This is a genomic window from Calditerricola satsumensis (genome assembly GCF_014646935.1).
In the GTDB taxonomy this organism is placed as follows: Bacteria; Bacillota; Bacilli; order Calditerricolales; family Calditerricolaceae; genus Calditerricola; species Calditerricola satsumensis.
The window spans coordinates 1-22062 of sequence record NZ_BMOF01000001.1; the positions used below are offsets into that span (position 1 = coordinate 1).

The window sequence follows — 22062 nt, forward strand, 5'->3', positions numbered from 1 at the left end:
GTGGTAGAACACCGGCCTTCCAAGCCGGACGCGAGGGTTCGATTCCCTTCACCCGCTCCATCCGTGCGCAGGTCCAACGCGGTCTTTCGCTCCATAGGGACGAAGGACCGCGTTTTTCATTTTTTCGCGACGTTCAAGCCCGAACGCGCCCCTTTGGCGGCCACGGATTACGGGTTCTCCTCCTCTTCGAGCTGCAGGAATCGCCAGTACCGCATCACCTGGCGCCGCTTCGCGTGCGGCGCGTTGAGAAACTCGTACAGAAAGGTGGCCTCTTCATTGGGCAGCGACTCCCGCATGATGCCCCACAAGGGTTCCGGGACCCTCACGTTTTCCGTGTTGGCCCGACCGATGAAGGCGGGATGGTCGGTGCGGCCGAGCAGGTAGTCCGTCGAGACGCCGTACAGATCGGCAAAGCGGACGAGGAGATCGAGCGGAGGGGACCGGTGGCCGTTCTCGTAGCCCGAAACGGTTGACTCGGCGATGCCGAGACGCTTGCCCACTTCCTTTGCCGTCCAGCCGTGTTTTTTGCGCAAGCGGCGCAGGCGTTCCCCAATCATTTCCTCCCCCCCCCTTTCTGCCTCCATCATAGTTTGCAAAATGCAAAGGGTCAACAGGCCAAAGGGCCGGTTTGTCCGTCGTATCTTTGCAAATTGAATTGACACCATGCATGATGCGGAGTATGATGGGGACAGACAATGAAGGACGTTCCGAATTTGGAGGAGAGCGGATGAAGAGCTTGCTTCGTCAAGCGCGTGAATCGCGGGGCCTAACGGTGGAGGAGGTCGCGGCGCAGTTGGGCATCCCGCCGGGCTACTATTCGCAAATTGAACGCGGCGAGCGAAGCGTCAGCGCCGAGCGGGCCGAGCGGATCGCCAGGGTGCTGGGCGTTTCCGTTGAGTCCGTCTTTACGCCGCTGCGCTATGCCCGTCGTCTGGGGCCGTGTTCCCGTCAGGACTCCTCATACTGAAGCCGAATGCCCCATTTTCCGCTACAATGGGGAGCGGAAGGGAGGATGGGGCATGCAACTTCGACCGGCTGCAACCCTCGACGAATTGCGCGCCCAGGTTCTGGACTGCACGGCGTGCCGCCTGTGTCAGAGCCGCACGCAGGTGGTGTTTGGCGAAGGCAATCCGCACTCTCCGCTCATGATTGTCGGAGAGGGCCCAGGGGCAACCGAAGACGAGATGGGGCGCCCCTTTGTGGGCAAAGCGGGGCAGCTTTTGAACCGCATTCTCGAAGCGGCCGGGATTCGGCGCGAGGCGATCTACATTACGAACATCGTCAAGTGTCGCCCGCCCGGCAACAGGACGCCCGAATACGATGAGATGATGACGTGCATCGCCATCTTGCGCGCGCAATTCAAGCTGATTCGCCCCAAAATTCTGGTGCTCCTTGGCGCCGCGCCCACCCGCGCGATTCTGGACAAGAACGCGCGCATCACCCAGGTTCGCGGCACGTGGTGGGAGCGCAAGGGCGTGCGCATCATGCCGACGTACCATCCGGCCTACTTGCTCCGCAATCCGACCAAGAAGCGTGAAGCGTGGGAAGACTGGCAGAAGGTGCGCGACGCGTACGTCGCCCTCCTTGCGGAACAAGGGGAGCCGTCGGGTCGTAACGTGGGGTGAACGCCAAAAACCGTTTGACTCCTCGGATGGTCCGCAGTACAATAAAAGTGCGCCAATATCTGATAACGATTTTCATTATCCGCTTCGATTTCCCGGTTTCCGGATAAAGGGAAGGAGGGCGGCCCGGTGAACGTTCAGGCCTTTTTGATCATGTTTCGCGAAGCGCTGGAAGCGCTGCTCGTGGTGGGCATCTTGACAACCTATTTGAAGAAGCTGGGGCGTCCGGATTTCACCAAGTGGGTGTGGACCGGCGTGGCCGGCGCGCTGTTGTCGAGCCTGTTGGTGGCCTTCCTGTTTCAAGTTGTCCTTACCAGCTTTGCCATGATGGGCAGCGAACATTACCTGAAAATCGCCATCATGATCATCTCGGGCCTCCTGCTCACCCATATGGTGTTGTGGCTGGGCGAGCAGATGAAGGATGTGCGCGGGGAAACGGAGCGGAAGCTGGCGGCGATCCTGTCGGCTGGCAGCGCGTGGGCCATGGTGATGCACGCGTACCTGGTCGTGCTGCGCGAAGGAATCGAGACGGTGTTTTTCTTCGCCGCCATCAGCCAGGGAGACATCTCGGCCGCTCTGCAGAGCTGGGGGGCGCTGCTCGGCATTGTCTGCGCGGCGGCGGTCTGCTGGGTGGTGTTCCGCACCACGATGCGCTTTCCCCTGAAGACGTTCTTTCGGGTCACCTCGGTTTTCATGATGCTCATCGCCGCCGGCCTCTTGGCCAAAGCGGTTCGCCTGATGCAGGATTTTGGTCTGATCGGCAGCGTGATGCCGGAGGTTTTTAATCTCGTCACCATCCTGCCGGAGCACCCCGTCGACGAGATGCACTTGATCCGCGACCACGGGATTGAGCCGCTCATCAGCGCGCAGGTGGGCGTCTTCCTCGCCGGCGTTTTTGGGTACACGCACCATCCGTCCCTCGAGGTGCTCGTGACGTACCTCGGGTATTACGTGGTGGTGTTCGCCTTGCTGCGCGCGAAACGAAAGCGCAGCAAGGCGGAATCCGCAAAGTTGGCGGCCGGCGGCGTTTCCGGAGCGCACCGGCGCGCGGCGGAGGCGACAGGCAATCCGTCGGTTACGCCATAACGTCTTGGCGGATGGCGGCGGCGCCCGTCACCTTGGCAAACAGGTCGGCCGCCTCGTCGCGGGCGCGCTCGATGTCCGCATCGGGGAAACCGGGAGGAAGGTAGGCCACGTGGAGGAGGTTGTGGGTCCCCTCCGTTACCTTGGTGCGTTCGGCATCCACGATGGGGCTGCCGAAGGGCCCGACGGCATCGGCGAGGACGGGTTTCCCGGCGCAGCCGTTCTCGCGCCCGTTGAGGCCAAGGTAGCGTTCCTCGGCGCGGCCAAGGCGCAAGACCGCATCACCGACCAGGGCGTTCCGATTGTAGATGCCGCAGGGAAGGCCATACTGGATGGAGAGAAAGTTGTTGAGGTCGACGGCGGCGTTGATCCACCCGAGCGGCTTGCGCTGGAGGATGCGCCGCAGCAGGGCTTCGCCCGACGGCCGATAGCGGGCCGGGTCGATGCCCAGGGCCCGGAAGGCGTCGCGCCAGGCGCGCACGCCGGGGATGCGCTCCAGCGCGCCGGCGTCTTCGTAGGTCAGGCGCAGGTGCTCGTGGAACAGCTCGATGCGCCCGCGGAGCGCCGCCGGCGTGGGCGTTACGTGGGCCTCGTCCACCCAGGTGACCAGCAGGCGCAAGCCGGGCAAGCGGCGGTTCAGTTCGGGGTCGATCACCAACCGCAACGGGTTCACTCCTCTCATTCGGTTGGTCTTTTCTTTTTTTTATACTACAGGGCGCGGCAAACCCCAAGCGCCACGGCGCGAGCGACGGGGGCGGAAAGGGGAGGGCGGACGTGATCGTTCTGGTGGCGGCCATGGGGCGAAATCGCGTCATCGGCAAAGCGGGCGGCTTGCCCTGGCATCTGCCGGCCGATCTGGCCCATTTCCGGCGGCTGACGACGGGAAAGGTCGTGCTGATGGGCCGCAAAACCTTTGAGGCCATCGGGAGGGCGCTTCCCAACCGCGTGAACGTGATCCTCACGCGGCGGCGCGACTGGCGGCCCGAAGGGGGAACGGTCGTCCATTCCGTGGCCGAGGCCTTGGCGCGCTTCGGCGGAGAGGACCTGTATGTGATTGGGGGGGCTACGGTGTTTCGCCAGTTCCTGCCGCTGGCGGACCGCATGCACCTGACGCACATCGACGTGGAGGCAGACGGGGATGCCTGGTTTCCGCCCTTTGACGAGGCGGAGTGGGCGGTGGTCGCCAGGGAGAAGGGCCCGAAAGACGCGCAAAACCCCTATGACTACTGGTTTGTGGAGTACCGGAGGCGGCGCTGAGCCACACTAAGAGGGACACCGGGTAAGGAGGTGGGGGTGCTGAACGCCCTGGCGAAATTCGTGCTGTTCCCGCTCATTCTCCGCCTGTGGGGTCTGCGCGGTCCGTTACCGGTGGGAACATTTCTGGCCCTTGTCGGTGTGGTGGCCGACCGCCTCATTGTCCGGCGCTACGGCAACGGGCGAGGGTTGGCCATGGGCCTGCCGTTCATGTACGCGACCCTGCGCACGGCGGGCGACGGTTCGCCCCTGCGCGCGGGCGGCGCCACGCTGGTGATGGGGCTGGTGGAAGGCTTGCTCCATGCCTGGCTGATCGAGCGGCGCCGACCCCCACGGAAGGGACCGGCAGCCTGGTGGGAGCGGATCCGGGCCTTGCGCACAGGATGAGGAAGAAAGCGGGAGGTGCAGCGGGATGCGGTCCCGGTCCACGGGCGACGATGCCCGTGGTTTTTTCGTGCTGTCGCACCGATGATGGCGGGGAACAGCGCGGAAATTCAGGCGCGCGGACGGGCGCCGGTTTCCAGCGGCGGCATGTTTGCGCGCCTTGATTTTGTCTTCGGCGGCATGGGAAAATAATCGAGAGCATCACGCGGACGGAGGCGAAGGCGGTGGAGCGGCTCAGGGCGATCCTGCAGCGCATTGACGGACGCGGCTACAAGGCGTACAAGGATCTGGAAGGCACCTACCGCGGCGACGGGTTCACCTTGTTCATCGATCACGTCCAGGGTGACCCCTTCGCCCCGCCGTCGCGGATCCGCGTGCGCATTCCGCTGGCGCGTACGGGCATTGCCCGCGAAACCTTCGCCACGCCGTGGCGGAAGACGGCACTGGAGGATTTTCTGGCGCGCAGCGTGTACCGGGCCATCGGGCGCCTTTCCCAACGGCGGGGAACGGGCAAGAGCGGTCTGGTTGCCATTGACGCCCCGGGACAGGAGGTGCTCCCGCGCACGGCGGTCGTGGTGACGGAAGAGGCGGTGGAGCTGCGCCTCTCGGTGGGGCTGCCGGCTCGTGGGCGCACGGTGCTGGGGCGCGAGGCGCTGGCGATGTTTGCCGAGGACATTCCCGCCCTCGTGCGGCGTGGCGTGCTGGAGCGGGACGAGGAGGCGCTGCGCCGCCACCTGGAGCTTTCGGACCAGCAGGAAGCCATTCGCCGGTTTTTGCGCGAACACGGCTATGTGGCCTTCGTCGCCGACGGCGCCATCCTTCCGCGGGAAAGCGGCGTGAGCGACAAGCCGATGAGGGGGCCGGGAGTGATTCCCTTTGTGTCCCCGCCCTCCCTCGCCGTCGAGATTCCCGTGCCCCATCGGGACAAGCCCCTGCGCGGCATGGCCATTCCCCGCGGGGTGACGCTGATCGTCGGGGGCGGCTACCACGGCAAGAGCACGCTGCTCAAGGCCCTCGAGCGCGGGGTGTACAACCACATCCCCGGCGACGGGCGGGAGTACGTCATCACCGACGAGACGGCGGTGAAGATCCGGGCTGAGGACGGGCGGAGCGTGATCGGCGTCAACCTGTCGCCGTTCATCCACAACCTGCCCTTTGGCAAGGACACGACGAACTTTTGCACCGAGGACGCCTCGGGCAGCACGTCCCAGGCCGCCAACATCCTGGAGGCCCTGGAGGCGGGCTCGCGCGTGCTCCTCATCGACGAGGACACCAGCGCGACGAACTTCATGATCCGCGACGCGCGCATGCAGGCGCTGGTGGCGAAAGAGAAGGAGCCGATCACCCCCTTTGTCGACACCGTTCGCCCGCTGTTCGAAACGTGCGGGGTGTCGACGATTTTGGTCGTCGGCGGATCGGGGGACTATTTCGACGTTGCCGACACGGTGATCCGGATGGACGCGTACACCGCCCACGACGCGACGGAGGAGGCCAAACGTATTGCCCGGGAAATGCGCACCGCCCGCCGCCCGGAAGGCGGGGAACGCTTCGGACCGCTTACGCCGCGCATCGTGCTGCCGACATCCTTCGACGCCCATCGCGGGAAGAAGGAAAAGGTGGAAGCGAAGGGGCTGCACTCGATTCTCTATGGCACGGCCACGATTGACCTGAGCGCCGTCGAGCAGCTTGTCGACACGAGTCAGACCCGCGCCATCGCCTATATCCTGCGCTGGATGGACAAAGTCGGCGCCGACGGAAAGAAGACCCTGGCCGAGCTCCTCGACGAGGTGTTTGCCCTCATCGCCGAAAAGGGGCTGGACGCCATCTCCCCGTTCTTTGGCCAGCACCCTGGCGACCTGGCCCTGCCGCGGCGCTTCGAGGTGGCCGCAGCGGTGAACCGCTTGCGCACGCTGAAGGTGAAACAGGGGATGCCTGCCCCCTGCGGCGGGGGACGATAAGGCGGGTGTGACGGCCACGCGACGAGGCGGCACCGCAAGATGCGCGCCAGTCGGTAGCGGGAAAGGAGACGGAAGGCCGATGAAAGAGGTCACCATCTACACCGACGGGGCCTGCTCCGGCAACCCCGGTCCGGGGGGCTGGGCGGCCATTCTGCTGTATAAGGGACAGCGGAAGGAGCTGTGGGGCTCGAGCGCCCACACCACCAACCAGCGCATGGAGCTGACGGCGGCCGTCGAGGCCCTGCGGGCGCTCAAGGAACCGTGCCGCGTGACGCTGTACAGCGACAGCGCCTACCTCGTCAACTGTTTTCGGCAGCGCTGGTTTGAGCGCTGGCAGCAAAACGGGTGGAAGAACAGCAAGGGCGAGCCGGTGGAGAACCGCGACCTGTGGGAGGCCCTGCTTGCGCTTACGCGGCAGCACGACGTCACCTTTGTCAAGGTGAAGGGCCATGCTGACGACCCGCTCAACAACCGCTGCGATGCGCTGGCGGTGGCGGCCATTCCGCGCAAGCGGTAAGGGGCAGGCATGGGGTTCCGGTATGCCAAACCGACCTGACGTCGAAAACGTGACGGCACAACCCCCGGCGAAGGGAGGGCGCATCATGGATTGGCAGCGGCTGAAAGCGGACGTGATCGCCTACGCCAAGGCCATCGGCATCGACAAGATCGGCTTTGCGGCAGCCGACCCCTTTGTCGAGCTGAAAGCGCGCCTGATCGAACACCGGCGCAAGGGCTACGAGTCGGGCTTTGAGGAGCCCGACCTCGACAAACGGACCGATCCGTCGCGGTCGCTGCCGGACGCCCGCTCCCTCATCGCCGTGGCCATGGCCTACCCGTCGCGGATGGACAGCCCGCCGAAGTCGGCGCCGGGGGCCTACCGCGGCATCCTGTGCCGGGCGGCGTGGGGGGAAGACTACCACGTCGTGCTCCGCGAGCGGCTGGAGCGGCTGGCCGCCTTTCTCCGTTCCCGCGTGCCCGACGCGCGGTGTGTCGTGATGGTGGACACGGGGCCCCTGGTCGACCGGGCCGTCGCCGAGCGGGCGGGACTCGGCTGGGTGGGCAAGAACACGGCCCTCATCACGCCGGAGTTCGGCTCGTGGGTGTACCTCGGCGAATTGGTGACGAACCTGCCTTTCCCGCCCGATACGCCCGTCACCGAACAGTGCGGCGACTGCACCGCCTGCCTCGACGCCTGCCCGACCGGCGCCCTGGTGGGTCCCGGCCAGCTCAACAGCCAGGCGTGCCTGGCTTACCTCACCCAAGTGAAAACGCCCATTCCCGAGCCCTTCCGCGACAAGCTGGGCAATCGGCTGTACGGCTGCGACACCTGTCAGGTGGTGTGCCCGCACAACCGCAAGAAGCACGCCGACCATCATCCTGAATTCCGCCCCGATCCGGAGGTGGCCAAGCCCCTCTTGAAGCCGCTCCTCTTCATGGGCAAGAAGGCGTTCCAACAGCGCTTCGGCCGCAGTTCGGCGGCCTGGCGGGGGAAGAAGCCCCTCCAGCGCAACGCCATCTTGGCCCTGGCCCACTTTCGCGACGCGTCGGCCATCCCGGATCTCCTCACCCTGGCGGAGCGGGACGAGTGGCCGGTGATCCGCGGCGCGGCGGCGTGGGCGCTGGGGAAGATCGGCGCGGCGGTCGATGAAAAGACGCGGGCAGGGCTGCAGGAGGCGTTGGCATCGCTTGCGGCGCGTGAGCCGGATGAGGAGGTGCGGCGCGAGCTGCGTCGCGCCCTCGATCGGCTGACGAAAGCCGCCGCTACGGTGATGGGGCGCAGCGCCAACCGTGATGCGGCGAAAAATGGCGCACCGCGGGGAACCGACTTGTTCGAGGAGCGTACGGAAAGGAGGAACCGGCCATGAGCGTCAAGGTGTCTGCCGTGCAGGGGGAAAGCCCGCTTGGCCCCATCGCCGTGCTGGCAACGGCCGAGGGGGTGTGTTGGGTCGACTTTGACAACCTTGCGGCGGCGAAGGCGGCCTTTGCCCGCTATGCCGCGCGATGGATGGGCCAACCGGTATGGACGGAGGCGCCGCATCCTGCCGCGGTCGCCACCCTCACCCAGTTGCGTGAATATTTCGATGGAAAGCGGCAGGCGTTTGACGTGCCTCTCGTGCTGCACGGGACCGCCTTTCAAAAGCGGGTGTGGCACGAGTTGATGCGCATTCCGTACGGGCATGTCGTATCCTATCAAGAGATCGCCCGGCGCCTCGGTCACCCGCGGGCGGTGCGGGCGGTCGGCCAGGCGGTGGGCCGCAACCCGCTTGCCATCCTTGTGCCCTGCCACCGCGTGGTGGGGGCCGACGGTTCCCTGGTCGGCTATGCGTCGGGACTGGAGCGCAAGCGGTGGCTCCTTGTGCGGGAAGGGGCATGGCCGCTCGACGTGTCGGCGCGGGCTTGAGAAGGGGGGCACCGTCCGGCACCGCCTCCGTGTGCGACGCGCCCGCCCTCCAGATGGGATCAGGGGTCTTCGGCGACGTATGGTTTTGGGGGGTGGTGCGGAAACTAGACGGTGGCACCCGCTGCCGAACACCATCAAGCGGAGGGATGGAGCCATGGCGCTGTTGCCGTACGAGCCGTTCCGCCAGATCGACGACTGGCGGCGCGGACTTGTCCGCCTGTTCGACGAGGGCTTTTGGAAGGAGATGTTTGCTCCCGTCGGACCGCGCGTCGACGTCTACGAGACGCCGGAGGACGTGGTGGTCCAATGCGAAATCCCCGGCCTGGTAAAACAGGACGACGTCTCCATCACGGTGGACAACAACCAGCTGACCATCGCCGGGGTGATCAAGCGCCAGACCGAAACCACCGACGACCGCAACCTGTACCGACAAGAGCGGTTTTACGGCCGCTTCAGCCGTACCCTTACCCTGCCGGCGCCGGTGCAGGAGGAAAACGTCCGCGCCACGTATAAAAACGGGATTTTGGAGATTCGCCTGCCGAAAGCCAAATCCGACCGCGGCCGGCGGATTCCGATTGAGTTTCAATAACCCTTTTGCTTTTGCGGAAGCGCCCGCAGCAAGCCGGGCGCTTTTTGTGTGTCCGCAAAAGGGACAAACCTTTTCGGGATCACGGAATATTTTGTATAATGTTATCAAACCCGTTTTATCCATTTAAGGAGGAATCCGTTGTGCGTTGGTGGGGAATGCGCGAACTGCTGGTCGATCCGATATGCTTGCGGTACGGAGGGCGTCTGGCAGCCGTGAACGCGGGGGTGTCGGCGCTCATCCTTGGGGGGTTGTGGACAGCGGTGTTGGCGTTTCCCGGCCCGCGTGTTCCTTGGATCGAGTTCGCTTTTGGCGCCGCGTTGTTTCTCGCCGCGTGGATTCTTTTCGTGCGCCGGTTGCCGCCGTTGGACCGCTCGCGGATCCGTGCCATTGGGATCTGGGGCACTGCGCCGTTTTGGGCGGTCGGGATCACCGGTTCGATTGCCGCAATCCTTTTGGCGGCGGGCGGGTTTCGCCCGGCCAGCGTTTTCGCCTACGGCGTGTTGTCCGCTTTGGCAATGGGGTTGGGTCTGGCGTGCTGGATCGTCGTTGCGGTTCTTGGGGGACGGAACGAGGCCGGTGCCGAGCCGCCCAGGTAACGCACGGGATGTTCGGGGCCCTTCGGATCAGTTTCATTCGTCCCCTTTTTCGCGGTTCAGGCGACTCTCCCCTCCGCATAGGCTGATCCCAAGGATTACGGTCAACGGATCGCTTGGAAAAGGAGAGGGCCGTGATGAAGCGGTGGACAGAAGCGTGGAACGCCTACGTGCGGGCGCGCGCGGCGGCGTGGCGCACGGGAGCGTTTGATGGGCTCGAGCCGCTGTACGCGGATCCGGCCCCGTGGCGACGCGAGCAGGAGCGGTGGGAGCGGATTGCCGCCCAGCGACGGGAGCGGGGGTTGGTGCCGGTTACCGGCGGGGAATGGCCGGTGCGGATGCGCGTGGAGCACGAAGGCGGGGAGACGGTGGCGGTGACCGCGCGGCTGTTTCGCCGGCTCGTGTGGCGGGCCGGATGGCGCGAATGGGTCGAGGAGGGCATCGAGGAGCGGACGGTGCATCTGGTCCGCGTGGGCAAGCGATGGGCCGTGGTGGGCGATGAGGTGCTCGGTGTGGAGGGACGGGGAGGGACGCGGAACCGATCGGGGCATCGCCAACCGGCGGCGGGATTCGTACTGGCGGTGGACGAGAGGGCCAGGAACACCACTCTTGCGGTGCCGGTGCGCCAGAACGCGCCCGCGTACGACCGCGAAGCGGCCGTGGCCTATGCCGAGCGATGGTGGAACGGCTACAACCCGCGCTTTCGCCGCTTTGCCGATGACTGCACCAATTTCCTCTCCCAGTGCCTTCTCGCCGGCGGCGCGCCGATGCGCGACACGGGAAACCGCGCCACCGGCTGGTGGTACCGCTGGACCGGCGCCCACCTGTGGAGCTACAGCTGGGCTGTGGCCAACAGCCTGCGCTGGTATTTGCCCATCGGCCACCGCGGCCTGCGCGGCATTCCCGTGGAGAATCCGCGGGAGCTTTTGCCGGGCGACGTCATCTGTTACGACTTCGAGGGCGACGGCCGCTGGAACCACACGACGCTTGTCGTGGCCAAGGACGGGCAGGGGATGCCCCTTGTCAACGCCCACACGACGAACAGCCGCCGTCGCTATTGGGATTACCGCGATTCCTACGCTTGGACGCCCCAATGCCGATATGCCTTCTTTCGCATTTCCGTTTGACCCGTTGGGGTGACAAAGGCGCGAGCCCCCGGAGCGGTCCATGCCGGCAGCCGGGGGCTCTTTTCGTGCCGGCGAGGCTTTCCCGCCTCACCGGCGATTTTCGGTTTCGTTCTAGGTGCCGAGGGGGGGATCCACTTCCACGTTCACCTGCTGGGGAACCACAACGGTCATGCGCAAAAAGGAAGCGCGATGGACAATTCCCTGTTTTTCCGGAGGCCTTCGGATGGTGACGTACATCGTGTCGCCAACGGTTCGGACGGAGACGATTTCCTCTGCACGCACGGGGGCGGTCGCTTCCTCCGGCAACGTCTGCGTGGTGCAGGTTCCGAAGAGGTGCAGCTCGTTCGTTTTGCCTTTTTCCAGGCGGATGGCATTGTGTTCGGGATTGAGCAGGACGATCCGGGAAACGCCAGCGGGAATGTCTTTCTGTAAGGGTGTGACGTCTCGGCTGACCTCCACCAGGGTGACGGCTTGCCGGATTTCCTCCAACAATCCCGTGGAGGCGAAAAGCAGCAGGATCGTGCCCGCGAAACCGATGATCCCCACCAGGAACAAGCTGAAGAGATCGTAGCGGATCACGGGCTGCCCGTGTTTGGAAAGAAACAGATACCCCAGGATCTCCAGCCCGAGCAGGACGAAGATGAGGGGCCACCAGAGTTGGAAGACCCGCACGATATCCTTTTCCGCAACCTGCGCAATCAGGATGAGGATGCCCACGGCCACGAACGAAAGGCCCAGGGAAAGGGTGCCGACGCGCCATCGTTCCCTCATGATGGTTCCCCCTTTTTCTGGCGAGATCCAATGAGCAACCGGATGCCGCCTCCGATCAGGAGCAAGGCGACGACCGTGATTTGGAAATGGTGTTCAAACCAATACGTCAGGTGAAGATCGGGATACCACTGCTCCAGAACAGGCAAGGCCACGCGATCAAACAGGTAAAACAGGCCGAGGGCCAGCAGGGTGATGCCGACCCATTTCTGATGGTGGGCCAGAACGTTCACGACCGGTACATCGTCCAGCACTTGCCGGCGGTATTTGCTGATTTGCTGCAGTGCGTCGAAAAAGCTGAAGAACCAAAGCAAGGGAATGAGGAACAGAAAGAGCGAGATCCGCAACGTGTCCAACAGGTAGAGGGAGCCCAAAAACGCCGCCATCAGCTGCAATCCGCGCCGCTGCTGCCCCAGGTACATGTGTCCGGCACCGGGAAACACGGCCAATAACGTGGCCACCATCCCACTTTTCCGTCCCTCTTCGCGAAACGCTTCGAGTTCCTCGAAAATGCTTTTGTCCGCCAGTGCCTCCCCGCGGCTTTTTTGGTCCAACAGCCGGACAGCGTCAAACAATCCGAACAGCCAGATCACCGGAAGCAAACACAGCAGCACAAGAAAAACCGCATTTTTCGTCACAAGGACGAGGAAAACCACCATGGTGATCAGCCCGAAAAAACTGCCGAGCAAGGTCAGGCCGCGGTTCATCAGTCCCATCTGAAGATGGCCGAGACCGGGTATCAACGACAGCAGAAGGACGGTGCTCCGCTCTTCCGCGTCGAAAGAGCCAGGCCCTTGCTGTGCGTGTCCGTGCGCCGACGGCAGGCGGGTGAGGAGCGTGATGATCATGTCCAGCAGGTTGACGGCATACAGGACGAAAGCGGCGAGAACCCCCAGGAAGAAGAATTGGCCCATGTTGGTGGCCACGGCCAGCAAAAGGCCCGCTCCCAGCACCCCGAAAAACCCGATCCCATACAGCACGGCCCGTGCCTTCCGGTTCAGATACGCGTGGCCCACGCCGGGGATAAAGGCGAGCAAAAAGGCGATGAGACCGTTTTTCTTCAAATCCGGTAACCTCCCTTTCCGTTCGTTGCGCCGTTAGTTCACGTCCTGCACGCGGGAGAATGTCTCGAGCAGCGAGACGATTTTCGCCATCAGGGTGTCGGTCAGGGAAACCCCCGTTTCCGTCGCCGTCCATTGGGCTAACTGGGCCGAACCGTCCAACAGGTCCTGAAACACGCCGGAAGCGAGCAAAAGGAGCGTGAGGGAAGCCGCAAACGCATACCGGATGAGAACGTGGTCCCAAAACCGCGATCGGCTCGGCGCAATCCGCTGCATCACGCGTTGTGTCAGTTGGTGGGGTGCAGGCAATCCGGGAAGTTCCGCTTCCCATTCTTCTACGCTGCGGATGAACTGCTCCAGACACTGTTCGCAACTATACAGGTGCCGTTCCATTTCGTCCCGCCTTGCGTCAGAAAGCTCGCCATGGACATATTCCCTCCATGCTGCAGCGGAGAAGTGCGTTACCAAAACTCTTCCTCCTTCCAATGCCGGCGTATCCACTGTTTCGCCCTGTACAAACGGGCTTCCACGCTCTTGACGGCCAGTCCCGTCTCCTCGGCGATTTCCTTGTAGGATTTCTCCTGGAAGTAGTACGCCTTGATCACATCCCGGTACGCCGCGGGGAGTTCCTCGACCCGTTTGCGGACCAGAGAGGCCTGTTCCCGCGTGGCCACGTTTTCTCCCACGGCATCCCGGACGGGCTCTCTCCCTTCCCCGAAATCGTCACGACCTTCCGCCGCGAGCTGCTCTTCCTTCCCTCGTGATCGTTTTCGCTTGTAATCCAGCGCTTTGTTTACGGCGATGCGAGCCATCCATGTTTTCAGCCCCCTGCCCTCGTAACGGGAAAGGGAGAGGAAAATTTGGACAAACGCTTCCTGCAGCACATCTTCCGCATCCTCGGGATGGCGGAGGATGGCATACACGAGTCGGTACAGTTCATCTCGGTACCGGTTGATCAACAGGGCGTACTTCTCCCGGTCGCCGTTGAGGATTGCTTGGATGAGCTGGTCCTCGCAAATGTTCTCCTCCCCCCCTCTCTCCACTAAACATAGACGATGGCATATGCTGTTTCCCCTGCATCAAGGCAGAAGGCGTACGCAAAAATTTTGTGCGGAAGGGTGACCGGGGAAAAGGAGGAGGACCGGGATTTCGGCTTTGCATCCGATGCGCGTTGCGCGCGCTATGCTATAATGGGCAGGGAAAGGCGTGACGCTCATCGTTTTCCATGGGGCGAGGGACCATGCCGTTTCACATCGTGCTTGTCGAACCGGAAATCCCGTACAACACCGGCAACATTGCCCGCACGTGTGCGGTGACCGGCGCCACGCTGCACCTCGTCAAGCCGCTCGGGTTCTCCCTCGACGACCGGTACCTCCGGCGCGCGGGGCTGGATTACTGGTCGGAAGTGGACGTGCGCGTGCACGAATCGTTGGCCGATCTGCAGGCCCAGTATCCGAACGGGCGCTTTTTCTACACCACAACCCGCACCCGGCGCTGGTATACCGATGTGCGGTACCAACCCGGCGATTTTCTGGTCTTCGGGAAAGAGACGGCCGGGCTGCCGCAGGAACTCCTGGATGCCCATCCGGAGTGGTGCATCCGCATTCCGATGCGCCCCACCTTGCGCTCCCTCAACCTGTCCAATGCGGCGGCCGTCGTCTTGTATGAGGCCCTGCGGCAGACGGGCTTTCCCGGGCTGGTGTGACGTGCGGCGTGACGGCCCCATGGCCGGGCGGCGGCTGCGAACCGTACACCGATGAGGCAAAAAGGGGGAAAAGCCATGGCACAAGCGATTCCGCGGGTACCGTTTGCCATTATCGGGGGATCGAGCACCTTTTCCATCCGCTTTCCGGAGGATCTGGGACGGGCGGATGTGGAGGTGCTGGCGGACAATCTGGTGTTTGACACGCCCTATGGGGAAAGCCCGCCCTTCAAGCACGTCTGCTACCGGGACAAGGAGTTTCTCACGTGCAAGATGCATGGCTGGCGCCCGCCCCACGTGACGCGCGCCGCCGCGTCGCAGCAGGTCTTTTGGGTGTTTCAGCAGGCGGGGGTGAAAAAGATCTTCGCCGAAGGCGGCGTTGGCTCGATCAACCATCTGCTGGAGCTGCGCGACCTGGTCATTCCCCACGACTACATCGACCAGTCCATGCGCAAGGACGTGGGCTTGGGCGGGCCCTACTTGCTCATCATGCGCCAGCCCATTTGCCCGACGCAGGCCGATGCCCTGTACGAGGCGGCCAAGGCGCGGGTGGCCCCGCTCGGCCGGCACGTGTTCAAGCGGGGCGTCTACGTCAACACCGACGGGCGCCACTTTGAAAGCCCCGCCGAGATCCAGGCCTTCCGCATGTGGGGGGCCGACATCGTCGGGCAAAGCATCTGCCCGGAGGTGTACCTGGCTCGGGAGATTGGGGCGTGCTATGCGGGGCTGTACATGGTGGTCAATTACGCCGAGGGGATCATCAAGGACTGGGAACACCGCGACCTGGCCGACATCTTCTACAACGAGGCCCACACCATCGGGCATATCCTGCTGGATGCCCTCGAGCGCATTGACGCCGAGCAGACGGGATGTTCCTGCCCCGATCTGCGCAAGCCGACGCTGCTTGTGGAGTCCAGGGAAGCGCCAGCAAAAAAGCCTTGAACGGGTTGTCCGTTCAAGGCTTTCTGCTTGTTCATCGGCCTTACAGCCCCCAGGTCTTGTCTTCGTTGTAGCCCGCCGTGAAGATCGCCCACAGGAAAAGCCCCAAGACGACAATCGGAATAAGCGTTTTCCAAAACATGCAAAACTCCTCCTTTCCGTACAGACTCCCGTGACGCGGAAGTTCCTCCCCTATTATACCATCGTGTTCCTTAGCCGGGACGCCGGAACCGCAACACGGCCCAGGTGAGTGCTCCGGCAGCCAGCAGGCCCACGACCAACCACGCGGTTGAACGGTGCAACGTATCCAGCACCGTTTGCCAGTGATGGCCCAGCCAGCGGCCGAGGGTGACAAAGGTGAAGGCCCATACAAAGGCGCCCGCGTAGGCGTAAAGGGCAAAGGCGCGAAACGGCAGCCGGGACAAGCCGGCGGTGTACCCCAGCACCTGGCGGACACCGGGCAGGTAGTAACCGATGGGAAGCACAAACTTCCCGAGCCGGGCAAACCAGCGTTCGGCCAACGCAAGCCGCTGCCGCGTCAACCCGAACTTGGCCCCGTAGCGGTCCAAGAGGGCATACCCGGCGTAGCGGCCCAGGATGTACGTCAAGGTCATGCCGGTGACGGTGCCCAAGAAAGCGGCAAAAATGGCCGGCCAATAGGCCAGATGGCCTTGGGAGACGAGGAAACCGGCAAAGGTGATCAGCGTTTCATCCGGTGTGGGAAGGGCGATCAGGCTGAGGGCGAGGATGAGAAAGAGGGCCAGGTAGCCGTAATGGCTGACCAATTCCAAAACGTTTTCCAGCATGGCCGTGCCTCGCTGTTATTAGAATGCAAACAGAAACCCATCGTCATCATAGCGAAAAGTTGGACAGAAGAAAAGTTGGTCCGACTCGGCCCCTCACATGGTCAACCCCGTCGGTGAGGATCACGCGCGCAAGGTCGGGGCGTGCCGGTGGTGCCGAAAACGTCGGTGCCGCTAGGAAGAAAAACGTATACGATTCTGTATAGGAAAACGGTTGACATCCTATACGATTACGTATACGATAAAGACATGAACGCCCAACACCCTCACCCGAACGGAAAACGCAGCAAAACCGATGCCGTGTACGAAGCCTTGCGCCAGCGCATCTTGGCGCGCGCGTATGCGCCCGGCGAGCGGCTCGTCATCGACAGGATCGCCAAGGAGTTCGGCGTCAGCCCGATTCCCGTGCGCGAGGCGATCCGCCAACTGGAGGCAGACGGCCTGATCCAGTACACGCCGAACGTCGGCGCCGTCGTGACGACGATCCGCCAGCGGGAGTACATCGAGGCCCTCACCTTGCTTGCCGTCCTGGAAGGCTACGCCACGGCGTGCGGCGTCGGGCGGTTTGCGCCGGAGGATTTTGCCCAGATGGACGCGCTCAACGCGGCGATGGAAGAGGCGCTGGAGGCCCACGAGTATGTCCGTTTCAGCCAGCTCAACCGCCAGTTTCACGCCCTGCTGTGCCGGCACTGCGACAACGAGACCCTGCTCGACCGAATTGCCCGCGAGCAGCGGCGCATCGACGCCTTCCGTCCGGTCGGGTTCCCCTTTGTGGCCGGTCGCGGCCGGCAGTCGGTGGAAGAACACCGGGCCATCGTCCGCGCTCTGGCGGAGGGGCGCGACGCCGTAACGGTGGAACACCTCGTCCGTCAGCACAAGCTGAACACCATCGAGGCCGTTCGCCGGTTGATGGAGCAGGAAGCGCAGGGGATAAGGTGAGGGCGTTTCTTTTCCTCAAATTCGTCTTAATCTTTTGTCGAAAAAGAAGAATCCGTCATCAAAAAAGGAGAAGGACCAAGGGTAAAGGAGGATGTGTCCATGGCTGCGAATGTGGAGCGCCTGCGCGGCTCCATCGTCCCGCTGGTGACGCCCTTTGACGAGCAGGGCAACATCGACGAGCCGACGCTGCGCGACCTGATTGAGTGGCAAATCGAAAGCGGAAGCCACGGCATCTCCGTTTCGGGGACGACCGGCGAGCCGGGATCGCTGTCGGTGGAGGAGCGCGAGTACCTGATTGAGGTGGCGGTGAAGGCGGCGCGCGGCCGCGTGCCGGTGGTCGTCGGGACGGGTTCCACCAACCACCAGGAGACCCTGCGCCTGACCCGTTTCGCCGAGAAGGTGGGCGCCGACGCTGCCCTCATCATCGTTCCGTACTACATGCGGCCGAACCAGGCGGGACTGTACCGCCACTTTCGCGCCGTGGCCGAGGCGGTGTCGATCCCGATCATCATCTACAACATTCCCGGCCGCACGGCGGTCAACCTGAGCGTGTCGACGATGGCCCGCCTGCGACGGGAGTGCCCGAACATCATCGGGGTAAAGGAGGCGAACAAGGACTTCGAGCACGTCAATCTCGTGCTGCGTCGCTGCGGCCGCGACTTCCTCCTCTATTCGGGCATCGAGATGCTCTGCTTCCCGATGCTGGCCATCGGCGGGGCGGGGTACATCAGCGCCACGGCCAACGTGCTGCCCAGGGAGTGCGCCGAACTGTACAACCTCGTGGCCCGCGGCGAGTGGAAGAAGGCGCAAGATTTGCATTTTTACCTCCTCGATTTGAACGAGGCGCTCTTCTGGGAGACCAACCCGGGGCCGGTGAAAGCGGCGCTGGCGATGATGGGCAAGATCAAGCCGGTGATGCGCCTGCCGATGGCCCTGCCGAGCGAGGAGACGCAGCAGCGGTTGCGCGGCGTGCTGAAGCAATACGGAATCGCGTGAAGGGGATGAGGGAGGAGAGGGGCAGCCAAACATCAAACGACGAAAGGGGCGAACGCATGAAGTGGGCGCGCTTTTTCAAGGACGGGCGCATCCACGTGGCTGAGGTGACGGCGGAGGGCTTGCGCGACGAAGCCGGCGTGCTTCACGCCGAAGAGGCGATCGACACGTTCCTGCCGCCCGTTGTTCCGGGGAAGATCATCGGCCTGGCCCTCAACTACGCCGACCACGCCGCGGAGCTGGGGCTGGCCTTTCCCGCGGAGCCGGTCCTCTTCCTCAAGCCGCCGAGCAGCCTGATCGGCCACAAGGCGCCGGTGGTCTATCCCGACGGGGCCACCTACATGCACTACGAAAACGAGCTGGCTGTCGTGATTGGCCGCACCGGGCGGAAGATCCGGCGCGCCGAGGCCTTCGACTACGTTCTGGGCTACACCATCGCCAATGACGTGACGGTGCGCGACTTCGTCAACAACTTCTACCGCCCGCCGGTGCGGGCCAAGGGGCACGACACGTTTGGACCCCTCGGACCGTACCTCGTGACGAAGGACGAGATTGACGATCCCCATGCGCTCGCCGTGCGCACGTACGTCAACGGCGAGCTGCGGCAGGAGGGCAACACCCGGGATTTCCTGTTTAAAATTGACGAAATCATCGAATTTGTCAGCTCATTCATGACCCTTGAGCCGTACGACGTCATCCTCACCGGGACGCCGAAGGGCATCTCCCCGGTCGAGCCGGGCGACGTCATGCGCCTGGAGATCGAAGGCCTTGGCGCCCTGGAAAATCCCATCGTCGACGGGCGAACGAAGGGAGGCACCGACGGATGAGCGGAAACGGACAGTCGGCAGGGAAGCTGGCCCTGCACTACATCGACGGGCAATTCTGCGAAGGCGCGGAAGGGCGGCGCTTTGCCAACCTGAATCCCTTCACCGGCGACGTGCTGAACGAGGTGGCCGAAGGGACGGCCGAAGACATCGACCGCGCGGTGCGGGCGGCGCGCCGGGCCTTTGACGAGGGGCCGTGGCGGACGATGACGGTGGAGGAGCGGCTCTCCTTCGTCGAGCGCATCGCCGACGGCATCGCGGCGCGCACCGAGGAGCTGGCGCGCCTCGAGGCCCTCGACACCGGGCTGCCGATCAGCCAGACGAAAAAGCAGGCCGCCCGCGCGGCGGACAACTTCCGCTTCTTCGCCGAGATGGTGCGCACCTCCCTGATTGGCGAGGCGTACCCCTTCCAGAACCGGTTCCTCAACTACACCGTGCGCCGTCCCGTCGGGGTGGCCGGGCTCATCACGCCGTGGAACGCGCCGCTCATGCTGGCGACGTGGAAGATCGCCCCGGCCCTGGCCTGCGGCAACACCGTGGTGCTGAAGCCGGCGGAATGGTCGCCCTTGACGGCGGTGAAGCTGGCCGAGATCATCGACGAGGCCGGGCTGCCGCCGGGGGTGTTCAACCTTGTGCACGGCTTCGGCGAGACGGCCGGCGCGGCGCTCGTGGCCCATCCGGGTGTTCAGCTTATCTCCTTCACCGGCGAGACGACGACGGGCAAGACGATCATGCAGAACGGGGCGGCAACGCTGAAACGCGTGTCCATGGAACTCGGCGGCAAATCGCCGGTGCTGCTGTTTGCCGACGCCGACGTTGAGCGCGCCCTGGACGCCACGGTGTTCGGCATCTTCTCCTTCAACGGCGAGCGCTGCACGGCGGGGTCCCGGCTTCTTGTCGAAAAGCCTTTGTATGAGGAGGTGGTGGCGCGCCTCCAGGAACGCCTGGGGCGCATCCGCCTCGGCGATCCCCTCGACCCGCGCACCGAGGTGGGGCCGCTCATCCATCCGGATCACCGCGAGCGGGTGCTCGGGTACATCCGCCTGGCGCGGGAGGAGGGGGCCGAGGTGGTCGCCGGCACCGTGCCCGACCATCTGGCCGGCGGGAACTTCGTCGCGCCGACGCTCCTGCTCGGCGTGAGGCCGGACATGCGCGTGTGGCAGGAGGAGATCTTCGGCCCCGTCCTGGCGGTGATGCCCTTTGCCGATGAGGAGGAGGCGATTCGCCTCGCCAACGGCGTGCGCTACGGGCTGGCCGCCTACGTGTGGACGAACGACCTGGCGCGGGCCCACCGCGTGTCGCAGGCCCTCGAGGCGGGGATGGTGTGGGTCAACTCCCACAACGTGCGCGACCTGCGCATTCCCTTCGGCGGGATGAAGGAAAGCGGCATCGGGCGCGAGGGCGGCCACTACAGCTTCGAATTTTACACCGAGACCCAGGTCATTCATGTGGCCATCGGGCACCATCCCATTCCCACGTTTGGAAAGGGCGAGTAAACGGAGGGGTGAGCATGGCCATTCGCACGGGCGCACAGTACATCGCGGCGATCGACCGGATGAAGGCGAACATCTGGGTCGAAGGCAAAAAAGTGGAAGGCAAGATCTCCGAACACCCGGCCTTCCGCAACGTCATCCGCACGCAGGCCAAGCTGTACGACATGCAGCACGACCCGGCCAAGCCGTACATGACGTACCGCTCGCCGAGCAGCGGCGAACCCGTAAGCGCTTCCTTCCTGGCCCCGAAGACGAAAGAGGACCTCGAACAGCGGCGTCTGTTTATCTACGAGTGGGCCAAGTACACCTGTGGCATGATGGGGCGCACGCCCGACTACCTCAACGCCGCGCTGATGGCCTTTGCCTCGGCGGCCGACTACTTCGGCCAGAAGGAGCGCCGCTTTGCCGACAACGTCCGCGCCTACTACGAGCATTGCCGCGAAAACGACCTCTGCCTGACGCACACGCTGATCCACCCGCAGGTGAATCGTTCCAAAAGCGCCGCGCAGCAGGCCGATCCGTACATCGCCGCGCGCATCGTGAAGAAAACCGCCGACGGCCTCGTCATCCGCGGCGCGCGCCTTCTCGCCACCCAGGCGGGGATCACCGACGAGATCCTCGTCTTCCCTTCGACGCTCCTGAAGTCGTCGGAAGAAGATCGGCCCTACGTCTTCGCCTTCGCCATCCCCAACGACACCCCCGGCCTGACGTTCCTGTGCCGGGAGAGCCTCGATTACGGGAAAAGCCGCTTCGACCATCCGCTCGGCTCGCGGTTTGAGGAGATGGACGCCGTCGTCGTCTTTGAAGACGTCCTCGTGCCGTGGGAGCGCGTCTTCGCCCTCGAGGACATCGAGCTGTGCAACAACGCCTACCGCGAGACGAACGCCGTGGTGCACATGACGCACCAGGTGGTCATCAAGAACGTGGCCAAGACGGAGTTTCTCCTCGGCGTGCTCACGCACATGGCGGAGACGATCGCCGTCGATCGGTATCTGCATGTTCGCGAGCGGATCGCCGAGGTGATCATCGCCCTCGAGACGCTGAAGGCCTTCCTCGTGGCCAGCGAGGCCAATGCCAAGGTGGACCGCTGGGGGAACCTGACGCCCGACTTTGCCCCCCTCAACGCGGCGCGCAACTGGTACCCGCGTCTCTACGGGCGGCTGATGGAAACCTTCCACCAGCTGGGGGCCAGCGGGCTGATCACCCTTCCCACCGAGGCCGACTTCCGGAACCCGCAGGTGCGGCCCCACCTTGACAAGTACCTGCAAGGTGCCAACGCCGATGCCTACGAGCGCGTGCAGCTGTTCCGCCTGGCGTGGGACATCTGCATGAGCGGCTTCGGCATGCGCCAGGTGCTGTACGAGCGGTTCTTCTTCGGCGATCCCGTGCGCATGGCGGAAGCGCTCTACCTCGGCTACGACAAGCAGGTGTACATCGATCAGGTGAAGGAGTTCCTGGCCCGCCTGCGCGAGGACGAGGAGGTCCGCGCATAAGAGGCGGGAGGGGCGGCAAAAGGGTACGAAGAAAAA

General features: G+C 64.0%; 26 protein-coding genes. 19 read left to right on the top strand and 7 right to left on the bottom strand.

Going from position 1 to position 22062, the window contains the following annotated elements; translation table 11 throughout:
- Positions 1 to 167: 167 nt before the first annotated feature.
- Complete coding sequence (locus IEX61_RS00005) at positions 168 to 557, bottom strand: helix-turn-helix domain-containing protein (protein WP_054672599.1); 390 nt, start codon at positions 555 to 557, stop codon at positions 168 to 170.
- Positions 558 to 727: 170 nt separating this feature from the next.
- On the opposite strand from IEX61_RS00005, the gene IEX61_RS00010 reads away from it, so the two are divergent.
- The 3 genes from IEX61_RS00010 to IEX61_RS00020 all read left to right on the top strand — a co-directional run bounded on the left by IEX61_RS00010 (position 728) and on the right by IEX61_RS00020 (position 2708).
- On the top strand, positions 728 to 967 hold the full coding sequence (locus IEX61_RS00010; RefSeq protein WP_054672597.1) for a helix-turn-helix transcriptional regulator: 240 nt from the start codon (positions 728 to 730) through the stop codon (positions 965 to 967).
- Between the two features lie 52 nt (positions 968 to 1019).
- Complete coding sequence (locus IEX61_RS00015; protein ID WP_054672595.1) at positions 1020 to 1625, top strand: uracil-DNA glycosylase; 606 nt, start codon at positions 1020 to 1022, stop codon at positions 1623 to 1625.
- A 126-nt stretch (positions 1626 to 1751) separates the two neighbouring features.
- Complete coding sequence (locus IEX61_RS00020) at positions 1752 to 2708, top strand: FTR1 family iron permease (RefSeq protein WP_188816453.1); 957 nt, start codon at positions 1752 to 1754, stop codon at positions 2706 to 2708.
- Here the strand turns inward: IEX61_RS00020 and IEX61_RS00025 are convergent.
- The gene (locus IEX61_RS00025; protein WP_229725538.1) at positions 2698 to 3378 is read right to left on the bottom strand and encodes a B3/B4 domain-containing protein; all 681 of its coding nucleotides are present in this window, start codon (positions 3376 to 3378) and stop codon (positions 2698 to 2700) included. The genes IEX61_RS00020 and IEX61_RS00025 overlap by 11 nt on opposite strands.
- 101 nt (positions 3379 to 3479) lie before the next feature.
- Between IEX61_RS00025 and IEX61_RS00030 the strand changes: the two genes are divergently transcribed.
- The 9 genes from IEX61_RS00030 to IEX61_RS00070 all read left to right on the top strand — a co-directional run bounded on the left by IEX61_RS00030 (position 3480) and on the right by IEX61_RS00070 (position 11011).
- Entirely contained in the window at positions 3480 to 3962 is a 483-nt protein-coding gene (locus IEX61_RS00030; RefSeq protein WP_054672334.1) for a dihydrofolate reductase, read from the top strand.
- Between the two features lie 36 nt (positions 3963 to 3998).
- Positions 3999 to 4346, top strand: a complete 348-nt coding sequence (locus IEX61_RS00035; protein WP_188816455.1) for a hypothetical protein — start codon at positions 3999 to 4001, stop codon at positions 4344 to 4346.
- A gap of 221 nt (positions 4347 to 4567) precedes the next feature.
- Positions 4568 to 6301: an ABC-ATPase domain-containing protein gene (locus IEX61_RS00040; protein ID WP_054672339.1), complete on the top strand. Its 1734-nt coding sequence runs from the start codon at positions 4568 to 4570 to the stop codon at positions 6299 to 6301.
- A 79-nt stretch (positions 6302 to 6380) separates the two neighbouring features.
- Positions 6381 to 6818, top strand: coding sequence for a ribonuclease HI (gene rnhA, locus IEX61_RS00045; protein ID WP_054672342.1), 438 nt, complete (start codon positions 6381 to 6383; stop codon positions 6816 to 6818).
- Between the two features lie 85 nt (positions 6819 to 6903).
- On the top strand, positions 6904 to 8166 hold the full coding sequence (gene queG / locus IEX61_RS00050) for a tRNA epoxyqueuosine(34) reductase QueG (protein WP_188816456.1): 1263 nt from the start codon (positions 6904 to 6906) through the stop codon (positions 8164 to 8166).
- The gene (locus IEX61_RS00055) at positions 8163 to 8702 is read left to right on the top strand and encodes a methylated-DNA--[protein]-cysteine S-methyltransferase (protein WP_054672921.1); all 540 of its coding nucleotides are present in this window, start codon (positions 8163 to 8165) and stop codon (positions 8700 to 8702) included. Before queG ends, IEX61_RS00055 begins: the two co-directional genes overlap by 4 nt.
- A gap of 154 nt (positions 8703 to 8856) precedes the next feature.
- Positions 8857 to 9291: an Hsp20/alpha crystallin family protein gene (locus IEX61_RS00060; RefSeq protein ID WP_054672924.1), complete on the top strand. Its 435-nt coding sequence runs from the start codon at positions 8857 to 8859 to the stop codon at positions 9289 to 9291.
- 140 nt (positions 9292 to 9431) lie between these two features.
- On the top strand, positions 9432 to 9887 hold the full coding sequence (locus tag IEX61_RS00065) for a hypothetical protein (protein ID WP_054672926.1): 456 nt from the start codon (positions 9432 to 9434) through the stop codon (positions 9885 to 9887).
- A 134-nt stretch (positions 9888 to 10021) separates the two neighbouring features.
- The gene (locus IEX61_RS00070) at positions 10022 to 11011 is read left to right on the top strand and encodes an amidase domain-containing protein (protein ID WP_229725540.1); all 990 of its coding nucleotides are present in this window, start codon (positions 10022 to 10024) and stop codon (positions 11009 to 11011) included.
- Positions 11012 to 11122: 111 nt separating this feature from the next.
- On the opposite strand, the gene IEX61_RS00075 is transcribed toward IEX61_RS00070, so the two are convergent.
- The 4 genes from IEX61_RS00075 to IEX61_RS00090 form a co-directional block, all read right to left on the bottom strand.
- Positions 11123 to 11782 (bottom strand): hypothetical protein, encoded by a 660-nt coding sequence (locus IEX61_RS00075; RefSeq protein WP_188816457.1) that lies wholly within the window; start codon positions 11780 to 11782, stop codon positions 11123 to 11125.
- A complete protein-coding gene (locus IEX61_RS00080; RefSeq protein WP_054670274.1) occupies positions 11779 to 12843 on the bottom strand; it encodes a hypothetical protein in 1065 nt (354 codons plus the stop codon). Before IEX61_RS00080 ends, IEX61_RS00075 begins: the two co-directional genes overlap by 4 nt.
- A 33-nt stretch (positions 12844 to 12876) precedes the next feature.
- The gene (locus IEX61_RS00085) at positions 12877 to 13233 is read right to left on the bottom strand and encodes an anti-sigma factor (protein ID WP_157057688.1); all 357 of its coding nucleotides are present in this window, start codon (positions 13231 to 13233) and stop codon (positions 12877 to 12879) included.
- A gap of 68 nt (positions 13234 to 13301) precedes the next feature.
- Positions 13302 to 13883, bottom strand: coding sequence for an RNA polymerase sigma factor (locus IEX61_RS00090; RefSeq protein ID WP_229725542.1), 582 nt, complete (start codon positions 13881 to 13883; stop codon positions 13302 to 13304).
- 197 nt (positions 13884 to 14080) lie between these two features.
- On the opposite strand from IEX61_RS00090, the gene trmL reads away from it, so the two are divergent.
- Together trmL and IEX61_RS00100 are read left to right on the top strand one after the other, a co-directional pair.
- On the top strand, positions 14081 to 14545 hold the full coding sequence (trmL, locus tag IEX61_RS00095) for a tRNA (uridine(34)/cytosine(34)/5-carboxymethylaminomethyluridine(34)-2'-O)-methyltransferase TrmL (RefSeq protein WP_054670286.1): 465 nt from the start codon (positions 14081 to 14083) through the stop codon (positions 14543 to 14545).
- Between the two features lie 75 nt (positions 14546 to 14620).
- Positions 14621 to 15484 (top strand): MTAP family purine nucleoside phosphorylase, encoded by an 864-nt coding sequence (locus tag IEX61_RS00100; RefSeq protein WP_188816458.1) that lies wholly within the window; start codon positions 14621 to 14623, stop codon positions 15482 to 15484.
- 209 nt (positions 15485 to 15693) lie between these two features.
- On the opposite strand, the gene IEX61_RS00105 is transcribed toward IEX61_RS00100, so the two are convergent.
- Positions 15694 to 16287 carry a DedA family protein gene (locus IEX61_RS00105; RefSeq protein ID WP_054670290.1) on the bottom strand — a complete coding sequence of 198 codons (594 nt, stop codon included), beginning with the start codon at positions 16285 to 16287 and terminating at the stop codon, positions 15694 to 15696.
- A gap of 297 nt (positions 16288 to 16584) precedes the next feature.
- Between IEX61_RS00105 and IEX61_RS00110 the strand changes: the two genes are divergently transcribed.
- The 5 genes from IEX61_RS00110 to hpaB all read left to right on the top strand — a co-directional run bounded on the left by IEX61_RS00110 (position 16585) and on the right by hpaB (position 22026).
- Positions 16585 to 17223 (top strand): GntR family transcriptional regulator, encoded by a 639-nt coding sequence (locus IEX61_RS00110; protein ID WP_229725544.1) that lies wholly within the window; start codon positions 16585 to 16587, stop codon positions 17221 to 17223.
- 99 nt (positions 17224 to 17322) lie between these two features.
- Positions 17323 to 18219 (top strand): 2,4-dihydroxyhept-2-ene-1,7-dioic acid aldolase, encoded by an 897-nt coding sequence (gene hpaI, locus IEX61_RS00115; protein ID WP_188816460.1) that lies wholly within the window; start codon positions 17323 to 17325, stop codon positions 18217 to 18219.
- A gap of 56 nt (positions 18220 to 18275) precedes the next feature.
- Positions 18276 to 19043, top strand: coding sequence for a fumarylacetoacetate hydrolase family protein (locus IEX61_RS00120; protein WP_054670296.1), 768 nt, complete (start codon positions 18276 to 18278; stop codon positions 19041 to 19043).
- Positions 19040 to 20536: a 5-carboxymethyl-2-hydroxymuconate semialdehyde dehydrogenase gene (gene hpaE, locus IEX61_RS00125; protein WP_188816461.1), complete on the top strand. Its 1497-nt coding sequence runs from the start codon at positions 19040 to 19042 to the stop codon at positions 20534 to 20536. The genes IEX61_RS00120 and hpaE overlap by 4 nt, the downstream gene beginning before the upstream one ends.
- 14 nt (positions 20537 to 20550) lie before the next feature.
- Positions 20551 to 22026 (top strand): 4-hydroxyphenylacetate 3-monooxygenase, oxygenase component, encoded by a 1476-nt coding sequence (gene hpaB / locus IEX61_RS00130; RefSeq protein ID WP_188816462.1) that lies wholly within the window; start codon positions 20551 to 20553, stop codon positions 22024 to 22026.
- The last annotated feature ends 36 nt before the right edge of the window (positions 22027 to 22062 follow it).

Excerpts from the sequence above, each read along its gene's own strand:
- IEX61_RS00005 (WP_054672599.1), bottom strand. The coding sequence starts at position 557 with ATGATTGGGGAACGCCTGCGCCGCTTGCGCAAAAAACACGGCTGGACG.
- IEX61_RS00010 (WP_054672597.1), top strand. The coding sequence starts at position 728 with ATGAAGAGCTTGCTTCGTCAAGCGCGTGAATCGCGGGGCCTAACGGTG.
- IEX61_RS00015 (WP_054672595.1), top strand. The coding sequence starts at position 1,020 with ATGCAACTTCGACCGGCTGCAACCCTCGACGAATTGCGCGCCCAGGTT.
- rnhA (WP_054672342.1), top strand. The coding sequence starts at position 6,381 with ATGAAAGAGGTCACCATCTACACCGACGGGGCCTGCTCCGGCAACCCC.
- queG (WP_188816456.1), top strand. The coding sequence starts at position 6,904 with ATGGATTGGCAGCGGCTGAAAGCGGACGTGATCGCCTACGCCAAGGCC.
- IEX61_RS00055 (WP_054672921.1), top strand. The coding sequence starts at position 8,163 with ATGAGCGTCAAGGTGTCTGCCGTGCAGGGGGAAAGCCCGCTTGGCCCC.
- IEX61_RS00060 (WP_054672924.1), top strand. The coding sequence starts at position 8,857 with ATGGCGCTGTTGCCGTACGAGCCGTTCCGCCAGATCGACGACTGGCGG.
- IEX61_RS00070 (WP_229725540.1), top strand. The coding sequence starts at position 10,022 with ATGAAGCGGTGGACAGAAGCGTGGAACGCCTACGTGCGGGCGCGCGCG.
- IEX61_RS00075 (WP_188816457.1), bottom strand. The coding sequence starts at position 11,782 with ATGAGGGAACGATGGCGCGTCGGCACCCTTTCCCTGGGCCTTTCGTTC.
- IEX61_RS00085 (WP_157057688.1), bottom strand. The coding sequence starts at position 13,233 with ATGGAACGGCACCTGTATAGTTGCGAACAGTGTCTGGAGCAGTTCATC.
- trmL (WP_054670286.1), top strand. The coding sequence starts at position 14,081 with ATGCCGTTTCACATCGTGCTTGTCGAACCGGAAATCCCGTACAACACC.
- IEX61_RS00100 (WP_188816458.1), top strand. The coding sequence starts at position 14,621 with ATGGCACAAGCGATTCCGCGGGTACCGTTTGCCATTATCGGGGGATCG.
- IEX61_RS00105 (WP_054670290.1), bottom strand. The coding sequence starts at position 16,287 with ATGCTGGAAAACGTTTTGGAATTGGTCAGCCATTACGGCTACCTGGCC.
- hpaI (WP_188816460.1), top strand. The coding sequence starts at position 17,323 with ATGGCTGCGAATGTGGAGCGCCTGCGCGGCTCCATCGTCCCGCTGGTG.
- IEX61_RS00120 (WP_054670296.1), top strand. The coding sequence starts at position 18,276 with ATGAAGTGGGCGCGCTTTTTCAAGGACGGGCGCATCCACGTGGCTGAG.
- hpaE (WP_188816461.1), top strand. The coding sequence starts at position 19,040 with ATGAGCGGAAACGGACAGTCGGCAGGGAAGCTGGCCCTGCACTACATC.
- hpaB (WP_188816462.1), top strand. The coding sequence starts at position 20,551 with ATGGCCATTCGCACGGGCGCACAGTACATCGCGGCGATCGACCGGATG.